The organism is Bradyrhizobium sp. USDA 4449, from assembly GCF_054056275.1.
The window spans coordinates 91,723-107,931 of record NZ_JBSRYD010000001.1 but is presented as its reverse complement, the minus strand read 5'-3'; the positions used below and the strand labels follow the sequence as shown (position 1 = coordinate 107,931).

15 protein-coding genes are annotated in these 16,209 nt (G+C 64.0%); 11 read left to right on the top strand and 4 right to left on the bottom strand.

The genetic code is table 11. The features are described from left to right. Nucleotides 1-17 precede the first annotated feature (17 nt). The 6 genes from ACVIIW_RS00520 to ACVIIW_RS00495 all read left to right on the top strand — a co-directional run bounded on the left by ACVIIW_RS00520 (nt 18) and on the right by ACVIIW_RS00495 (nt 5,106). Nucleotides 18-722, top strand: a complete 705-nt coding sequence (locus ACVIIW_RS00520) for an NUDIX hydrolase (RefSeq protein ID WP_456698947.1) — start codon at nt 18-20, stop codon at nt 720-722. Nucleotides 723-813: 91 nt separating this feature from the next. Then, the gene (locus ACVIIW_RS00515; RefSeq protein ID WP_456698946.1) at nt 814-1,584 is read left to right on the top strand and encodes an ABC transporter ATP-binding protein; all 771 of its coding nucleotides are present in this window, start codon (nt 814-816) and stop codon (nt 1,582-1,584) included. Next, entirely contained in the window at nt 1,584-2,288 is a 705-nt protein-coding gene (locus ACVIIW_RS00510; RefSeq protein ID WP_456698945.1) for an ABC transporter ATP-binding protein, read from the top strand. Before ACVIIW_RS00515 ends, ACVIIW_RS00510 begins: the two co-directional genes overlap by 1 nt. Before the next feature lie 7 nt (nt 2,289-2,295). Beyond that, the gene (locus ACVIIW_RS00505; protein ID WP_456698944.1) at nt 2,296-3,177 is read left to right on the top strand and encodes a branched-chain amino acid ABC transporter permease; all 882 of its coding nucleotides are present in this window, start codon (nt 2,296-2,298) and stop codon (nt 3,175-3,177) included. Then, entirely contained in the window at nt 3,174-4,187 is a 1,014-nt protein-coding gene (locus ACVIIW_RS00500; protein ID WP_456698943.1) for a branched-chain amino acid ABC transporter permease, read from the top strand. Before ACVIIW_RS00505 ends, ACVIIW_RS00500 begins: the two co-directional genes overlap by 4 nt. Beyond that, nucleotides 4,147-5,106: a polyphosphate kinase 2 family protein gene (locus tag ACVIIW_RS00495; protein ID WP_456698942.1), complete on the top strand. Its 960-nt coding sequence runs from the start codon at nt 4,147-4,149 to the stop codon at nt 5,104-5,106. Before ACVIIW_RS00500 ends, ACVIIW_RS00495 begins: the two co-directional genes overlap by 41 nt. A 48-nt stretch (nt 5,107-5,154) precedes the next feature. On the opposite strand, the gene ACVIIW_RS00490 is transcribed toward ACVIIW_RS00495, so the two are convergent. Next, complete coding sequence (locus ACVIIW_RS00490; protein WP_456698941.1) at nt 5,155-6,039, bottom strand: MBL fold metallo-hydrolase; 885 nt, start codon at nt 6,037-6,039, stop codon at nt 5,155-5,157. Between the two features lie 543 nt (nt 6,040-6,582). On the opposite strand from ACVIIW_RS00490, the gene ACVIIW_RS00485 reads away from it, so the two are divergent. The 4 genes from ACVIIW_RS00485 (at nt 6,583) to ACVIIW_RS00470 (ending at nt 11,902) form a co-directional block, all read left to right on the top strand. Continuing rightward, nucleotides 6,583-8,916 carry a mechanosensitive ion channel domain-containing protein gene (locus ACVIIW_RS00485; protein ID WP_456698940.1) on the top strand — a complete coding sequence of 778 codons (2,334 nt, stop codon included), beginning with the start codon at nt 6,583-6,585 and terminating at the stop codon, nt 8,914-8,916. Between the two features lie 257 nt (nt 8,917-9,173). Continuing rightward, nucleotides 9,174-10,826, top strand: a complete 1,653-nt coding sequence (locus ACVIIW_RS00480; RefSeq protein ID WP_456698939.1) for an NAD-dependent malic enzyme — start codon at nt 9,174-9,176, stop codon at nt 10,824-10,826. A 308-nt stretch (nt 10,827-11,134) separates the two neighbouring features. Further along, nucleotides 11,135-11,659 carry a septal ring lytic transglycosylase RlpA family protein gene (locus ACVIIW_RS00475; RefSeq protein ID WP_456698938.1) on the top strand — a complete coding sequence of 175 codons (525 nt, stop codon included), beginning with the start codon at nt 11,135-11,137 and terminating at the stop codon, nt 11,657-11,659. 90 nt (nt 11,660-11,749) lie between these two features. After that, complete coding sequence (locus ACVIIW_RS00470; RefSeq protein ID WP_456698937.1) at nt 11,750-11,902, top strand: hypothetical protein; 153 nt, start codon at nt 11,750-11,752, stop codon at nt 11,900-11,902. 279 nt (nt 11,903-12,181) lie between these two features. Here the strand turns inward: ACVIIW_RS00470 and ACVIIW_RS00465 are convergent, their stop codons facing one another. The 3 genes from ACVIIW_RS00465 to ACVIIW_RS00455 all read right to left on the bottom strand — a co-directional run bounded on the left by ACVIIW_RS00465 (nt 12,182) and on the right by ACVIIW_RS00455 (nt 15,715). Continuing rightward, nucleotides 12,182-12,487 carry a hypothetical protein gene (locus ACVIIW_RS00465; RefSeq protein ID WP_456698936.1) on the bottom strand — a complete coding sequence of 102 codons (306 nt, stop codon included), beginning with the start codon at nt 12,485-12,487 and terminating at the stop codon, nt 12,182-12,184. Between the two features lie 136 nt (nt 12,488-12,623). After that, nucleotides 12,624-12,932: a hypothetical protein gene (locus ACVIIW_RS00460; protein WP_456698935.1), complete on the bottom strand. Its 309-nt coding sequence runs from the start codon at nt 12,930-12,932 to the stop codon at nt 12,624-12,626. 92 nt (nt 12,933-13,024) lie between these two features. Further along, nucleotides 13,025-15,715, bottom strand: a complete 2,691-nt coding sequence (locus ACVIIW_RS00455) for a flavin-containing monooxygenase (protein WP_456698934.1) — start codon at nt 15,713-15,715, stop codon at nt 13,025-13,027. 229 nt (nt 15,716-15,944) lie between these two features. Here ACVIIW_RS00455 and ACVIIW_RS00450 point away from each other — a divergent pair, with 229 nt between their 5' ends. Continuing rightward, nucleotides 15,945-16,154 carry a hypothetical protein gene (locus ACVIIW_RS00450; protein ID WP_456698933.1) on the top strand — a complete coding sequence of 70 codons (210 nt, stop codon included), beginning with the start codon at nt 15,945-15,947 and terminating at the stop codon, nt 16,152-16,154. Nucleotides 16,155-16,209 lie beyond the last annotated feature (55 nt).

The window sequence follows — 16,209 nt, the reverse complement described above, 5'->3', positions numbered from 1 at the left end:
TCGCGGTAAGCAGCGTCATGACCTCATCGACCATTCATCGTGTCACGACGCTTGATCTTGCCGTACGTCCTGTCGTCTGGCCGTTTGCCGAGCAGCGGCGCGCCGAGATCGAAGCGCATTTCGCCGAGCAGCGGCGCGAGCGGCCGAAACTCTGGAATGGCCGAGTCCTGCTCGGCCGCGATCCCGTCTTCGCCGACGGTCATCTCGCCGCGACCTATTTCGAGACTGACTTCGCGAGCTTCCTTGCCTGGCGCGATTGGGGCTTCCCCGATACGGCTGTCTTCAACGGGTTCGGCATGGGGGCGCTGCGCACGTCCGACGGCGCCTTCGTGATGGGCGAGATGGCTCGCCATACCGCCAATCCCGGGCGCATTTACTTTGCGTCGGGGACGCCCGATCTCGACGACGTCAGGGACGGCAGGCTCGACATTCCCGGCAGCGTCGTCCGCGAGATCGAGGAGGAGACCGGCCTCGGCCCCGCCGATTATTCGGCGGAGCCGGACTGGCACTGCGTCGTCACCGGCAGAGCACTTGCAATGATACGGATCCTCAACCTGGATATGCCGGCTGAGGCGGTTCGCGCGCGGATCGAGGCCAATCTGGCCCGGCAGGACGAGCCGGAGCTCTCGGCCATCCATCTCGTGCGCGGGATGGATGACCTGATGCCGACCATGCCCCGATTTGTCACGGCTTTCATCGCGCAGCAGTTCGCCCCGCGCTGAAGCGCGAGGCTTGACATCGCGCGGTCCAGCCCATGTGATGGGCGAAAAGCAAAACAAAAAACTGCAGGGAGCGAGCTAGCGGAGCGCGGCGGTGCTGGAGGTCAGCGGGCTGGTGAAGCGGTTTGGCGGCTTCATCGCCGTCAACAACGTGTCGTTCAAGGTCGATCGGGGTGAGATCCTGGGCCTGATCGGCCCCAACGGCTCGGGCAAGAGCACGATCTTCAACATGCTTTCGGGCACGCTGGCGCCAAGCTCAGGCTCGATCCGGTTCGACGGGTCGGAGATCGCGGGGCTGGCACCGCACCGGATCATCAACCGCGGCATCGGCCGCACCTTCCAGATTCCGCGGCCGTTTCGCCGCCTCTCCATGTTCGAGAACGTCGCGCTCGCCGGATTTTACGGCCAGGGCCGGCATAGCCGCGTCAAGGCCGAGGAAGGGGCCGAGCGCGCGCTCGCGCTGGTGGGATTGCCGACCGATCGTCATGCCAGCGTGGACGGCCTGGGCGCAGCCGGATTGAAGAAGCTCGAACTTGCGAAAGCGCTCGCGACCGGCCCGAAACTGTTGCTTGCGGACGAGAGCCTCGGCGGTCTCGACGAGGCCGAGATGGGGCAAGCGGCCGACATGCTGCGTAACATCCGCGACGAGCTCGGCATCACCATCATCTGGGTCGAGCACATCATGGGCGTGCTGATGCGGGTCGTCGACCGCGTCATGGTGCTCGACCACGGCGAGAAGATCTCGGAAGGCCTGCCGAGCGCGGTCGCGGGCGATCCGCGCGTCATCGAGGTCTATCTCGGCGCCGATGCCGAGACGACGCAGGCCGCAGCCGCCGAAGCGCGCCGTCGCGCGGGAGGCCAATGATGCTGGAGCTTCGCGGCGTCAGCGCCGGCTATGGCAGCTTCCAGGCGTTGTTCGACGTCGATCTCGACGTGAAGGCCGGCGAGGCCGTGGGCGTCATCGGCCCGAACGGCGCCGGCAAGACCACCTTGATGCGCGTTGTCTCCGGCTTGATCCGGCCCTCGCGCGGATTGATCGCCATGGAGGATGTCGATGTTCTGGCGACGCCGCCGCACAAGATCGTCAGTCTCGGCATCGCGCATGTGCCCGAGAACCGGCGCCTGTTTCCGCAGCTCTCGGTCGATGACAATCTGAAGATGGGCGCCTTCATGAAGCAGGCTCGCGCCCATTATGCCGAGCGGCTCGAGGTCGTGTTCGACCTGTTTCCACGCCTGAAGGAGCGCCGCCACCAGATGGCCGGCACCATGTCTGGCGGCGAGCAGCAGATGTGCGCGATCGGCCGTGCGCTGATGTCGAACCCAAGGCTCCTGCTGCTCGACGAGCCCTCGGCGGGGCTGGCACCGGTCGTGGTGCAGCAGGTGTTCGAGCTCGTGAAGCGAATCCGCGCCAGCGGGCTGACGGTGCTGATCGTCGAGCAGAACGTGCAGCAGGTGCTGCGCGTGGTCGACCGGGCCTATCTGATCGAGGCCGGCACGATCCGCGCCTCTGGCACCTCGGCCGAGATGCTGGCGAGCAGCACGGTCAAGGAAGCGTATCTCGGGGTATGAGGGAGTTATGCAGGCGTTCCTGGACATTTTCGACATCTACCTGCTCGAGGCGGTCATCAACGGCATCCTGCTCGGGGGCGTACTGGCGCTGCTCGCACTCGGGCTGAACCTGATTTTCGGCGTCATCGACGTGACCTGGATCTGCTACGCCGAACTCGTGATGATCGGCATGTACGCAATGTATTTCCTGGTCCAGTACTACGGCATCAGCTATTTCATCGCCGCGCCGCTGACCATCCTGCTGGTCGCGATCCTCGGCGCATTGCTGCACTACCTCGTGATCGCGCCGCTGCTCACCGCGCCGCCGATCAACCAGCTGCTCGCAACCGGCGGTGTGCTGTTCGTGCTGCAAAGCTTTGCCACCATTGCCTTCGGTATCGACTTCCGCAATCTCGGCATCCGCCTGCCGGTGCTTGCTTTCGGCGACATGAATTTCAGCTACGCACGCCTTCTGTCGTTCCTGGCGGCGCTGGTCGGCATGGTCGCGGTCTATCTGTTCATGACGCGCACCTTCACCGGCACCGCGATCCGCGCCATTTCGCAGGACCGGCAGATCATGGCGCTGATGGGCGTCGACACCAGGCGCATCTATCTCATCACCTCCGCGATCGGCGGCGGGCTGGCCGGGCTCGCGGCCTGTCTGCTGGTGCTGCAATATGACGTGCACCCCTTCGTCGGCCTGTCATTTGGGCCGATCACGTTCCTGATCTGCGTGCTCGGAGGCTTGGGCAATTTCATCGGCGGCTTCATCGCCGCCTTCGTATTCGCCGAGATCATCTCGCTCGGCGGCCTGTTCTCGGATCTGGAATGGGGCTACGTGCTCGCCTTCGCCTTCTTCATCGTGATGATGTTCATCCGGCCCGCGGGCCTGCTCGCGAGGCGACGATGACGGGCCGGCTTGTCGCGTGGGGGACAGGACTGATCGCTCTGGTCGCGCTGCCTTTCGTCTACCGCGATCCCTACCACCTGCACATTCTGGTGCTGATCCTGATCTGGTCGTTCGCCTATACGTCGTGGTCGATGATGGGACGGTTCGGTCTGGTCTCGCTTGGCCATGGCGGCTTCATGGGAATCGGCGCCTATGTCACCGCGCTGTCGTGGAATCATCTGGGCTGGTCGCCCTGGATCGGAATTCCCCTCAGCATGATCGCGGCCGGCGTGCTGGCGCTCATCATCGGCTATCCCTGTTTCCGCTTCCGCATCACGGGGCACTATTTCGTGCTGGTGACGCTCGCGCTGTCAGGCATCGTGCTCCAGGTCATCACGGCGACGCGCGACTATACCGGCGGCTCGCTCGGCTACACGCCGAACCGCGCCTCCGGCAACAAGCTCCTGGCGCTGCAATTCGATGACAAGACCAGCTGGTATCTGGTCGCGCTTGCGGTGTGGTTCAGCGGCATCATCGTCTGGCATGTGATCGACCGCAGCATGAGCCGCTATGCGCTCGAGGCGATCTCGGAGGACGAGGATGCCGCGGCGGCCGCCGGTGTCAATGTCAGCGCGGAGAAACTCAAGATCACGCTGATCAGCGCTGTCATGACGGCGCTGGCGGGGGCCGTCTATTGCCAGTACCAGATGTTCATCACGCCCGACACCGTCTCCGGCATCGCGGTGTCGCTCCAGATGGTGTTCGCGGCGATCGTCGGCGGCTTGTTCGTCTCGCTCGGTCCGACGGTCGGAGCGGTCATCACCATCCTGCTCGCGGAAACCTTGCGCATCGGCTTCGGCACCAAGGCGGTGGGCTGGGACAACCTCGTCTATGGCGTGGTGCTGGTGCTTTTCATCATATTCCTTCCGAAGGGCATCCTTGGTAGCGTGCTTGACCGATTGAAGCCGCAACGCAAGGTGCCCCGCGCTCATGAGCAAAAAGCCGTCCAAATCGCTCGCCCAGGAACTTGATCGCTACATCACGCCATTCCGGCATGACGGGTCTGGCAAGTTCCACCTCAAGGACTACAAGACCGACGAGAAGGGCGATCTGGACAAGGAGCAGGGACAGGAGATTCTGGATGCCAACAAGAAGCGGCTGATCGCGTTTCAGGAGAAGCTCTATGCCCAGGACCGCTGGTCGGTGCTGATCGTGCTCCAGGCCATGGACGCAGGCGGCAAGGATTCCGCCATCAAGGCGATCTTCGAGGGCATCAATCCACAGGGTTGCGAGGTTACCGCTTTCAAGCAGCCGAGCAAGAATGAGCTCGACCACGATTTCCTCTGGCGTCACGTCGTGGCGCTGCCCGAGCGCGGTCATATCGGCATCTTCAACCGCTCGCACTACGAGGAATGCCTGGTAACGCGCGTTCACCCGGAGATCCTCGCCAATGAGAAGCTGCCCTCGAAGCTCGTGACCAAGAACATCTGGAAGGAGCGGTTCGAGGACATCTCCGCCTGGGAGCGTTACCTGACGCGCAATGGCACCCTGGTGCTGAAATTCTTCCTCAATCTCTCCAAGGACGAACAGCGCGAGCGCTTCCTCGACCGGCTGGAGGAGCCGGCCAAGCAATGGAAATTCTCGATGGACGACATCAAGGAGCGCGCCCTATGGCCGCGCTACCAGGCCGTCTATCAGGATATCGTGCGCCACACGGCGACGCCCCATGCGCCCTGGTATGTCGTCCCCGCCGACCACAAATGGTTCGCCCGCGTCGTGATCGGCTCGGTCATCGTGGCGGAGCTGGAAAAGCTCGACCTGCGCTTTCCCCGCGCCGACAAGGCTTCGCGGGCGGAGTTCGACAACGTGCGCAGGGCGCTGGAGCAGGAGGAGAAGGGGGCTAAGAAGCGGACGAAACGAAAACTGCGAAAACAACCTCATGCACAGTAGGGCACGGCGCTAACGCGCGCCTTTGCCCACGCCGCGAGTTCGACGCGATCAATACCCCCGGCCCCACCAATAGCAGAAGCGCTCGACATTGGCGGGCAGGCTCGCCTCGTAGTTCGCCCACTTCTCGTATTTCGGCAGCTTCACCTCCTTCATCGCGGTGTCGATGCATTTGCCGGCATCGGCCGCTTTCTTCACCTCGGCTGAGAGATCCTCCATGTAGGCGATGTCGTCCTCGACATCCTTCTTGGTGCCGAGCCGGCCGCCGGCATTGGGATGGCCGGGGATCATGCGCTCCCAGTCGAGCGACGCCAATTTCTTCAGCGAGGCGATGTATTCCAGCGGCGAGGCATTGTCGGGAATGTTGCGGAACTGGACGGATTCGATCGGCGCGAAGTCGACCACGAAGACGAGTTTCTCCTTCGGCAGCCGCATCACCAGCGAATTGTCGGAATGGTTGCGGCCGACATAGTCGAGCTCCAGCGTGGTGCCGCCGAGCGTGAGGGTCTTCTTATCGTCGACCACCTGGTCAGGCATCACGATGTCTGCCAGCAGCGCGTTCTGCTTCTTGAGCTCGAGCAGCCGCTCTCTGGTGCGGCGATGCGCGATGAAGGTTGCGCCAAGGTCCTTGAAGGGCTGGCCGCCGGCAATGTGATCGTAATGGTGGTGGCTGTAGATGACGTATTTGATCGGCTTGTCGGTGACGGCCTTGATCGCATCGATATAGGGCTTTGCCGGACGCAAATAGGAGATCGGATCGGTTGCGATCACGCCCTTTGGTGTCACCACGAACATCGACTGATGACCGCCGTAGCGGAAGATGTAGACGTTGTCGGTGCCCTCGACTTTCGTTGTGGAAGTCTGCGGCGCGGTCTGCGCGAACGCGTAGCCGCTGACGAGGGCTGCGAGCACGGCGATGCAAGATAATGATTTCATCTGCGGCTTTCCGAAAAGGGATGGGCAATGCGGCGGATATGTCTCTCACACAAACGCTGCGAAGAGGGATTTATTCCGCTCCCTTCGCTCGATCGCTCCGATCGCGGAACAGGCCCGCAAATGTGATCCTGACCGCCCCCAATCCCGCTTGACAGTTTTATGTCACGGGAGGAGCATGTCGGCGGTCGCAAGCAAGCGACGCGTAAAGTCCACACCATGAGCAAGGGGAGGTCTATGACGCCACCTCCGCAAATCCAGCCGCGTTAAGTGCGATGGAGCTCGTTCGGACTATCGCATAGCGGCGTAAACCGCGAACGGCACGCCGGGTACAGGTTTAGTGGGCTGCATCAGTAAGGCAAAGCCCCTACCTACCCGGCGCTGTGCGTTTCAAGCTCCCTGCAATGCAGCAAATGCCAAGACATTGTCGTCTCCTTGACCTACTTCCGACACACGACGGAGGCGAATAGCGCCGTTCCGACATGACGCAGTGCTTCGCGCGGTCACGATTCCGCCGGCGCGTTTCATTTACTTTGGGGAATCCGCGTGTCGCAGAAGCTTGCCTCGGCGCTTTTCGTCGCCTTCTTTCTCTCCATCACATCGCTGTCTCCAAGCCGCGCAGAGCCGCCTGCTCCGGTCGCCAGCGGCGCGCCTGCGCTGTCGCCCGACGAGGCCAGGCGGGCGCTGGACACGCTCCAGGACGACAAGAAGCGCGCGCAAATGATCGATACGCTGCGCGCGATCGCCAATGCATCGGGCCAGCAGCAGGCAGCGGCGCCGGAGTCGAAATCACCGATCCCGCTGTCGGCCGACGGTCTCGGCGCGCAGCTTCTGCTCACGGTGTCCGAAGAGATCGGCGAGATCTCGCGCGATGTCGCCGATATGGCGCGGACGCTCACGCATTTCTGGGCTTTCTATTACTGGATTGTGCGGACTGCCAATGATCCTGATGCCTATAATCTCCTGATCGAAATCGCCTGGAAGCTGGCGCTGGTGTTCAGTGGCGCGCTTGCGGCCGAATGGGTCGGTGTCCGCCTGATCCGGCGTCCGGTCGCCTTCCTCGAAGCGCGCGTGCCGCAGACCGCGCGCCTGCCGGCGCAGGCGCTGCCGATTGCCGATCCGCCGTCTTCGGTCGCAGATGTCACTCCGGCGCCCGATCTGCACAGGCGCCGGCACAGTCTCGCGCGTGTCTGGCAGGTGTTGCTGCGGCTGCCCTTCGTGGTGGGACGATTGGTGCTCGAATTGCTCCCGGTGGTCGTTTTCGTGAGCCTTGCGACCACGCTGCTCGGAACGGAGATCGGCGAGCCCGCCACCGTGCGCCTTGTGATCCTCGCCGTCGTCAACGCCTACGCGTTTTCGCGCGGGCTCATCTGTCTCGTCCGCGCGCTGGCTGGGCCGTTCGGTCTGTTTCCGGCGCGCGCCGAAACCGCGGCCTATATCGAGATCTGGGCGCGCCGCATCGTCGGCGTCGCGGTATCGGGCATCGCCTTTGCCAATGTGGCGCTGCTGCTCGGCCTGCATCGCGCCGGCTACGCCGCGCTCATCCGCATGGTGATGCTGGTCGTTCATCTGTTCATCGTGGTCATCATCCTGCAATGCCGCCGCCAGGTCGCCGACGCCATCCGTGCGCCGGCGGACCGGCAGGGGATCGCGGCGCGGCTGCGCAATCGCATCGCCGGCGGCTGGCATTATCTCGCCATTGCGCTCGACCTGGCGCTGTGGGCGGTCTGGGCGCTGAACATCCGCAATGGCTATTCGCTGCTGCTGCAATATTTCGTCGGCACCGTCGCGGTGGTGCTGATCACGCGAGTCGCCACCGTGGTGACGCTGAGCCTGATCGACCGCGGCTTTCGCATCCAGCCTGAGATACTCCAGCGGTTTCCGGGGCTGGAGATCCGCGCCAACCGCTATCTGCCGCTGTTGCGCAAGATCGTCTCCGGCGTGATCGCCCTCATCGGCTTGGTTGCCGTGCTCGAAGTCTGGGGCGTCGATGCCATCGTCTGGTTCTATGGCGGCCAGATCGGTAGCCGGCTGATTTCGGCGGTGGCGACGATCGGCATCGCCGTCGCCATCGCGGCGGCGATCTGGGAGGCCAGCAATGCGCTGCTGGACCGGCAGATCAATACGCTGTCGCGCGATGGACACTATGCTCGTGCGGCGCGTCTGCGCACCTTCCAGCCGATGTTGCGCACGGCGCTGTTGTGCCTGATCGCCACCGTCGTCGGCCTGACGGCGCTGAGCGAAATCGGCGTCAATGTCGCGCCGCTGCTCGCAGGCGCCGGCATCGTCGGCATTGCCATCGGTTTCGGCTCGCAGAAGCTGGTGCAGGATCTCATCACCGGGCTGTTCCTGCTGCTGGAGAACACGGTCCAGGTCGGCGACACCGTCAGCGTGTCGGGGCTATCGGGGGTGGTCGAGAACGTTTCGATCCGTACCATTCGCTTGCGCGCCGGCGATGGCGCCGTGCACATCGTGCCGTTCAGCGCGGTGACGACCATCACCAACGCCAGCCGTGGCGCCGGCAATGCCTCGGTCAGCGTCAATGTCGCCTACAAGGAGGACACCGATCGCGCCGGCCAGATCCTCAAGGACATCGTCGAGGAGATGCGCCGCGAGCCGGACTTCCGCCCGCTGATCCGCGGCGATCTCGAGCTCTGGGGCATCGACAAGGTCGACGGCGCGATGGTGTCGATCGTCGGACAGATCCGCTGCACCGAGGCCGGGCGCTGGCCCGTCCAGCGCGAGTTCAACCGCCGCATGAAGCAGCGTTTCCAGCAGAACGGCATCGAGGTGGCTTCGGCCACCCAGACCATTCTGATGCACGTCGGGTCGCCGGCCGAAATGGCCACGAACCTGACGCCGCGGCGGGCCGCGGGATAGTTTCCGGCTTGCCTTCGCGCTTTCGCGGCGGCGGCCCCGCCATGATCGATCTCGTGGCAGACCAGATCGACATCACGTTCGACCAGGCTTCGAACTCGCTCGCGGTAACCTTTGCGTCGTGCGCAACCGGGATTATCAGCGAAAATCTCGCTGCGGTGCGAGATCACAATCGATGCAAGGCTCGGACGGTCCTTGATCTCGCTTGAGCACTGGCCGACAATGATCCCCCTTCAATAAGAAACTCCCTGGGGGATTTCGTGAATAGACCTGATCGGGTCAGCGCCCAACCGACATCATCCGAAGCCATGCAAGGCATGGCGCTGCTGCGCGATCCCTTGCTCAACAAGGGCACGGCCTTCACCGAGGCGGAGCGCACCGCGCTCGGTCTGCGCGGCCTGCTGCCGCCGTGCGTGCTGACGATGGAGACGCAGGCGGAGCGGGTGCTGACCAATCTGCGCACGCTGCCGACCGATCTGGAAAAATACGTCGCGCTGAATGCGCTGCATGACCGCAACGAATCGCTGTTCTTCCGCGTGGTCGTCGACAACATCGACGAGATCCAGCCGATCATCTACACGCCGACGGTCGGGCTTGCCTGCCAGAAATACGGCCTGATCTTCCAGCGGCCGCGCGGGATGTTCATCTCCTCGCGCGATCGCGGCCAGATTGCCGAGATTCTGAAGAACTGGCCCTATCCAGCCAAGCTGATCGTCGTCACCGACGGCGAGCGCATCCTCGGCCTCGGCGATCTCGGCGCCAACGGCATGGGCATTCCGGTCGGAAAGCTGTCGCTCTATTCGGCCTGCGCAGGCGTGCATCCCGAGCAATGCCTGCCTGTCGTGCTCGACGTCGGCACCAACAACGAAGAGCTTCTCAACGATCCCTATTACCTCGGCCTGCGCGAGCGGCGGCTCACCGGCGAAGCCTATGACAGCTTCGTCGACGAGTTCATGACAGCCGCGCAAAAAACCTTTCCGGGCGTGCTGATCCAGTTCGAGGATTTCGCCAATCATTCCGCGTTCAAGCTGCTGCACAAATACCGGGACGAAGCCTGCGTCTTCAATGACGACATCCAGGGCACCGCGGCAGTCGCGCTCGCCGGCCTGTTCTCGGCGCTGAAGGTGAGCGGCGGCAAGCTCGGGGATCAGCGTATCCTGTTCCTCGGGGCGGGTGAGGCGGCGACCGGCATTGCCGATCTGGTCGTCTCCGCCATGATGGCGGAGGGCGCAACCGAAGCGGAGGCGCTGCGGCGCAACTGGCTGGTGGATTCCCGCGGCCTCGTCGTCAGCGGCCGCGCCGGCCTCTCCGGCCACAAGCTCCGCTATGCCCATACCGACCAGGCGCCGATCGCCGACTTCCTCACCGCGATCAAGACGCTCAAGCCGACGGCGATCATCGGCGTCGCCGCGGTCGGCGGCGCGTTCACCCCTGATGTGCTGAAGGCGATGGCCGAGCTCAACGCGCAGCCGATCGTGTTCGCACTGTCGAATCCGACCTCGAAAGCGGAGTGCTCGGCGGAGGATGCCTACCGCTACACGGAGGGGCGTGCGCTGTTTGCCTGCGGCAGTCCCTATGATCCGGTCAAGCTCAATGGCCGCACCTTCGTGCCGCGCCAGGGCAACAACTCCTACATCTTCCCCGGCGTCGGCCTCGGCGTTATCGCCAGCCGCTCGCGGCTCGTGACCGACGAGATGTTCATGGCGGCCGCCCATACGCTTGCGAATTGCGTCGGCAAGGAGGATCTGGATCAAGGCAGCCTCTATCCGGCGCTGCCGCGCATCCGCGAGGTCTCGGCCCGCATTGCGGTTGCCGTCGCGGACGTCGCCTTTCAGCGCGGGCTTGCCGACGGACCCCCGCCCAACGACGTGAAGGGCCTGGTCCAGTCGCAGATGTACGAGCCGAAATACTGAGGCTCACAATTCAAGTCGAGCCTGCGGAGGTGGCCCCTCATCCCTCCCTCTCCCCGTGAGAACGGGGAGAGGGAGCGAGCGAGAGTGCCTCGTAACCACTCCCCAAGCTTCAGCGGGAAGAGGTCGGAATGCATCGGAGATGCAATGCGGGCTGATCTTGCGCGCTTCTGTGTCTAAACGGGACATGTGACTGTGGTGAATTCGTCACAGCTGGCGCGAAACGGCCCCTGGCCTCAGGCCTGCTTTTCTTCAGACAAGGTTCTGCCCTCATTGCCCGCCGAAACTTGGGCGTGTTCGGAGGGCGCAATATGTCTCGCTTTGCACGTGCCGAAACGACCCTGACTTCGCTGGCAATGTCGCCCCGCTTGCTGCTCGGCATCGTGGGTGCCGCATCGCTCGCCGCATGCGCGCAATCACCGGTTGGTCGACAGAAGGCCGACCTTGCCACGACCAGCAGACAGGCGGCGATCGAGCATCCGCACCGTCTCGCAGCGCTGCATCCGCACCCGGTCAGCCGGCTGCGTGTCCACGATGAGACCGCGGACGCCAAGTCCACCGCTTCGCACGGTCTCGCCAGTTTCTATTCGGATACCGAGACCGCAAGCGGCGAGAGGTTCGACAAGAACGAGATGACCGCGGCTCATCCGACGCTGCCGTTCGGCACCAGGCTGCGCGTCACCGATGTCTCCTCGGGCCGCTTCGTCACCGTCAGGGTCAACGATCGCGGGCCGTTTGTCCGTGGACGCGTGGTCGACATCTCGCCGTCCGCGGCCGAGGCGCTCGGCATGGTCGACAAGGGCCTCGCCAATGTCCGGCTCGACGTGGTGCAATAGAGCATGATCCGGACCTTGCTTAACCGGCTGTTAGTCGCTCTCCCGCACGATGGATGTCCGGCAATTCGGGGCTTTGGGGGGAGACGGCGCTTGAACACGATCCAGTATCTCGAAGATCAGGCTGCGCGCGCCGAGCGACTTGCCAAACGGATCACGGATGCGCTGACGATCGAAAAGCTCCTGACCTTCGCCGGCGACCGCCGCCGCGAGATCGAGGTCATCGCCGGCCGGCGGCGCGGCTGACGCTATAACTCCCGCGATCCATGCTCTGCACGCATTCGTCCTCACCGCGGGCCGCGGAACTTCCTCCCGTCTCCGACGTCATGTCTGCATGACCATGGAGGAGGAAATCATGGGCTTTGGAAGAGGTGCTTTGCTCTGGTTGCTTGGCGTACCGCTGCCGATCATCCTGCTGCTGGCAATATTCTGGCACCACTAGGATTGTGATGTCGACACACGAAAAGCGCCGCGGAAGCGGCGCTTTTTTGTTGACTGCGATTTGAGGCGGGTATCGCGAAGAGCTCAGCTGTGGCTCTCGACGAAATCGCTGAGATAATCCGGCAGCGTCACGCCATCGATATCGCACCGCGCCTGGATCTCGTCGGCGACGTCGGTCGAGATGTCCTTCATCCAGTGCTCGAGCGTGTTGAACGAGATCACCTTGACGGGATCGTTGAAGCAGCCGGCGACGAGCTCCTTGATCGCTGCATCGAGATCGTTTCGTTCGACGCCGATTTCAGTGGTCTTGTCGAGGCGATCGATCACCACGAACATGGTCTGGTCTGCGCCGTAGGGCACGACCGCGGATGGCACGCCAGCTTCAAGCATCGGAGATACTCACGTCTTGGCCTGGTTTCTTGGCTTCCGATCCGGTTAACGGGAAAAACCGGAAGAAGGTTCCTGGCCGGATGACGGCAGGCGCATGAGACCCTTGTCGGTGGTGTGCGGCGGTGTTCGCCTACGGTCAGAGATAGTCCCGCAGCCGCGACAGCTCGATGACGTGCTCGGGCGAGAGAATGTCCGTGACCAGCGGTGGCTGCGCCGCCGTGCGGATCTCATAGAGATGCCTGGATGGCGCAGGCTTCTGCATGAAAGCCGAGATGCAGGCGTCGAGCGTGCCTTCGCTCACCTGATAGGGCGTGCGGTCCGGCCGGCGCTGATTGCCGAGTGAGGGCCATTTCTGCAGCACTGCCCGCGCGCCGAAATCGACCTTTGAATTCGTATCAGATGCATCCCCCATCGTCCCCGCCTCACGCAAAAACAACCCCAGCATGCAATGCCTGCATGCCGGGGCCCACACCATTGCTGCATCTCAATGCCACGCCGCAACAACGCGACGTCAGGGCAAAGGTTCCCATCGGCCGCCTAACTCGCAGCCGCTGCGATCCTGCGTGCCGGGTCCACTTGGCTTTGGCTGGTCTCGTCGCCGCTTTTGGCCTCCGGCGGAAGCCCGGCGAAGCGCCGCAAGGCTCCAGCCATCTGCACCCGGCCCTGGACGCCAGTGATCACCACGTCGACCATTGGAAAGGACGAGTGGAAATGGCCGTGCGCTTTGAGCTGCTCGACCGGTACGCCGGCGGCCGCCATCGCCTCGGCATAGGCGATGCCCTCGTCGCGCAACGGATCGAATTCGCAGGTGACGACGAAAGCCGGCGGCAGGCCGGCGACGTTGCCGCGCAGCGGCGAGACGCGCGGATCGGTGCGGTCGGCAGGCGAGCAGTAGAGGTCCCAGAACCAGTACATCAGCGACCGCGTCAGGAAGTAGCCGGTCGCATTCTCGTTATAGGAGGGCCGGTCGAAGCTGCAGTCGGTGACCGGGCATACCAGCAGCTGGCCTGCTATGTTGGGGCCGCCGCGGTCGCGCGCGAGCTGGCAGGTGACGGCGGCGATGTTGCCGCCGGCGCTCCATCCCGCAACCAGTACCGGGCCCGAGATGCCGCCGAGCTCGGCCAGATGCTCCGATATCCAGCGCGTCGCCGCATAGCCGTCCTCGGCCGCTGCGGGGAAGCGATGCTCCGGTGCATGGCGATAGCCGACGCTGACGAAGGCCATGCCCGTCCGCCGCACCATGTCGCGGCAGAACGGCTCGTCCGACTGCTCGTCGCCGAGCACCCAGCCGCCGCCGTGGAAATAGACCACGATTTGATGCGGGCCCGGCGTCGCCGGCTTGTAGAGGCGATAAGGCAGCGGGCCGTCGGCGCCGGGTAAAGTGCCGTCGACGATGTCGCCGATCGGCCGTCCCGCCGGCCGGCCCTTGTTGAACTCATTGACGAAGGCGCGGGCGCCGATCGCGCCCATCGACTCGATCGGCGGCAGGTTCAGCGAGGTCAGCAGGTTCAGCACCAGGCGGACGTCAGGCTGAAGCCGCACCACCTCGCCGTCATTGCATTGCGCGGCGACGTTGGGGCCCGACAGCCTGAAGCCGAGCATGCCGCGCCTCGTGACTTCGTCGCAGATGCTGCGATAGGGCCCGACGCCGCCGGTATAGGGCATCAGGCCCTGCACCTTGCCGGGCACGTTGGCGCCCGTGTACCAGGTGTTGGCGAGCCGGTGCAGCGTCAGCATCGCGCAGTCCGCCATGTGCCTGTTCCAGCCGGCCTGCGCCGTCTCGGTCGGCTCGATCGTGGTGAAACCCGCATCGCGAAGCGCGGCGAGGCGATCGACGACCCAGTCGACATGCTGCTCGATCGAGACTGCCATGTTCGACAGCACCGACGGGCTGCCGGGCCCGGTGATCATGAAGAAGTTCGGAAAGCCTTCGACGGTGAGCCCGAGATAGCTCTGCGGCCCCTGTGCCCAGACATCCGTCAGCGACTTGCCGCCGCGCCCCGTGATCGGATGCACGGCCCGGATCGCGCCGGTCATGGCGTCGAATCCGGTCGCGAACACGATGACGTCGACATCGAAGCTGCGGCCGCTCGTCGAGATGCCGCTTGCCGTGATCGCCTTGATCGGCTCCTGGCGCAGATTGACCAGCGTGACATCAGGCCGGTTGAAGGTCGCGTAATAATTGGTCTCGAGGCAGGGCCGCTTGGCGCCGAACGGATGATCGTGCGGCATCAGCGCCGCCGCCGTCTCCGGGTCGTTCACGGCCGCCGAGATCTTTTCGCGGATCAGGTCCTGGACGATCTTGTTGCCGTCGACATCGACGGCCTGATCGGCCCAGAGCTGGCTCAGGATGTGGACGAGGTCGCCGGCCGCCCAGGCGCGTTCGAAGCGCTCGCGACGCTCGGCATCGCTGAGCTGCCAGCTCACGACGGTTTGCTGCGGATAGGGCACACCGGCCATCGACTGCCGCGCCTGCTCGCGATAGGCCGCGCGGTCGCTCTGGAACAGATCCCTGCGATCGGCCGGCGAGGGGCCGTTATGCGCGGGTAGCGCGAAATTCGGCGTGCGCTGGAACACGGTGAGATGCGCGGCCTGCTCGGCAATCAGCGGAATCGACTGGATGCCTGATGAGCCCGTGCCGATCACGGCGACGCGCTTTCCCGCGAGATCGACGCCGTCATGCGGCCAGCGTCCGGTGAAATAGATTTCGCCCTTGAAATCCTTGACGCCGTCGATTTCCGGCGGCTTTGGCGCGGAGAGGCAGCCGGTGGCCATGATGTAATGGCGGCAGGAGACCGGCGCGCCGTTGTTGGTGGTCAGCTGCCAGCGCTCGGCTTGCTCGTCCCATCTGGCTTCGGTGACCTTGGTCTTGAAGCGGATGTCGCGGCGCAGATCGTAGCGGTCGGTAACGAAGCCGAGATAGCGCAGGATTTCCGGCTGCGTCGCGTATTTCTCCGACCAGGTCCAGACACTGTCGAGTTCCGGATCGAACGTGTAGCCGTAATCGATGGTCTGGATGTCGCAGCGCGCGCCGGGATAGCGGTTCCAGTACCACGTGCCCCCCACATCGCCGGCTTCGTCGAGACCGACGGCCGAAAAGCCCGCCTTGCGAAGGCGATGGAGAAGATAGAGCCCGGCAAATCCGGCTCCGACCACCGCAACGTCGACCTGTTGGACGGTTCCGTCAGCCGTGTTGGAGTCACGCGCGGCGACCATTGCGTCAGGCATGGTGTTCCTCCCGTCTATCTTGTTTTGCCGGCAGGCTAGCCCTGCAGGTTCGGCTTGTCATCAGAACAGATGCAATCCCCGGTAGCCGTTTGCGGCCTCATCGTGGCGGCGCGAACGGTTGGTTCGATGCACGCATCGCGACGCACAATGGCCGTGATTGCCCGGGCTAATCATGGACGATCCGTCTGTGTATGCTTGCGGCTACAAGCCACGCATACCCCAGATCGTCATGACAGAGTTGAGTGAACGAACCAAAGCCAACATGGACGTCGTCCTGGAGGAGACGTGCCGTCAATTGCCGCATGGCGGCGATCACGACAGCCGCAGGTTCATCGCCGAACGCCTGATCGAGGCGGCTCGGTCCGGCCATTCAACGCTGGGCGAGCTCGGCATCATCGCGCGACGTGCGCTCGCGGAGATCATTGCCAAGGGCCACTAGAGGCGGGTCGCAGCGCTTGCCTCGCTCCGGGCCGCGGACGTAACCTGCAGGGGAA

Excerpts from the sequence above, each read along its gene's own strand:
- ACVIIW_RS00500 (WP_456698943.1), top strand. The coding sequence starts at position 3,174 with ATGACGGGCCGGCTTGTCGCGTGGGGGACAGGACTGATCGCTCTGGTC.
- ACVIIW_RS00505 (WP_456698944.1), top strand. The coding sequence starts at position 2,296 with ATGCAGGCGTTCCTGGACATTTTCGACATCTACCTGCTCGAGGCGGTC.
- ACVIIW_RS00495 (WP_456698942.1), top strand. The coding sequence starts at position 4,147 with ATGAGCAAAAAGCCGTCCAAATCGCTCGCCCAGGAACTTGATCGCTAC.
- ACVIIW_RS00475 (WP_456698938.1), top strand. The coding sequence starts at position 11,135 with ATGTCTCGCTTTGCACGTGCCGAAACGACCCTGACTTCGCTGGCAATG.
- ACVIIW_RS00460 (WP_456698935.1), bottom strand. The coding sequence starts at position 12,932 with ATGCTGGGGTTGTTTTTGCGTGAGGCGGGGACGATGGGGGATGCATCT.
- ACVIIW_RS00490 (WP_456698941.1), bottom strand. The coding sequence starts at position 6,039 with ATGAAATCATTATCTTGCATCGCCGTGCTCGCAGCCCTCGTCAGCGGC.
- ACVIIW_RS00450 (WP_456698933.1), top strand. The coding sequence starts at position 15,945 with ATGACAGAGTTGAGTGAACGAACCAAAGCCAACATGGACGTCGTCCTG.
- ACVIIW_RS00520 (WP_456698947.1), top strand. The coding sequence starts at position 18 with ATGACCTCATCGACCATTCATCGTGTCACGACGCTTGATCTTGCCGTA.
- ACVIIW_RS00465 (WP_456698936.1), bottom strand. The coding sequence starts at position 12,487 with ATGCTTGAAGCTGGCGTGCCATCCGCGGTCGTGCCCTACGGCGCAGAC.
- ACVIIW_RS00510 (WP_456698945.1), top strand. The coding sequence starts at position 1,584 with ATGCTGGAGCTTCGCGGCGTCAGCGCCGGCTATGGCAGCTTCCAGGCG.
- ACVIIW_RS00455 (WP_456698934.1), bottom strand. The coding sequence starts at position 15,715 with ATGCCTGACGCAATGGTCGCCGCGCGTGACTCCAACACGGCTGACGGA.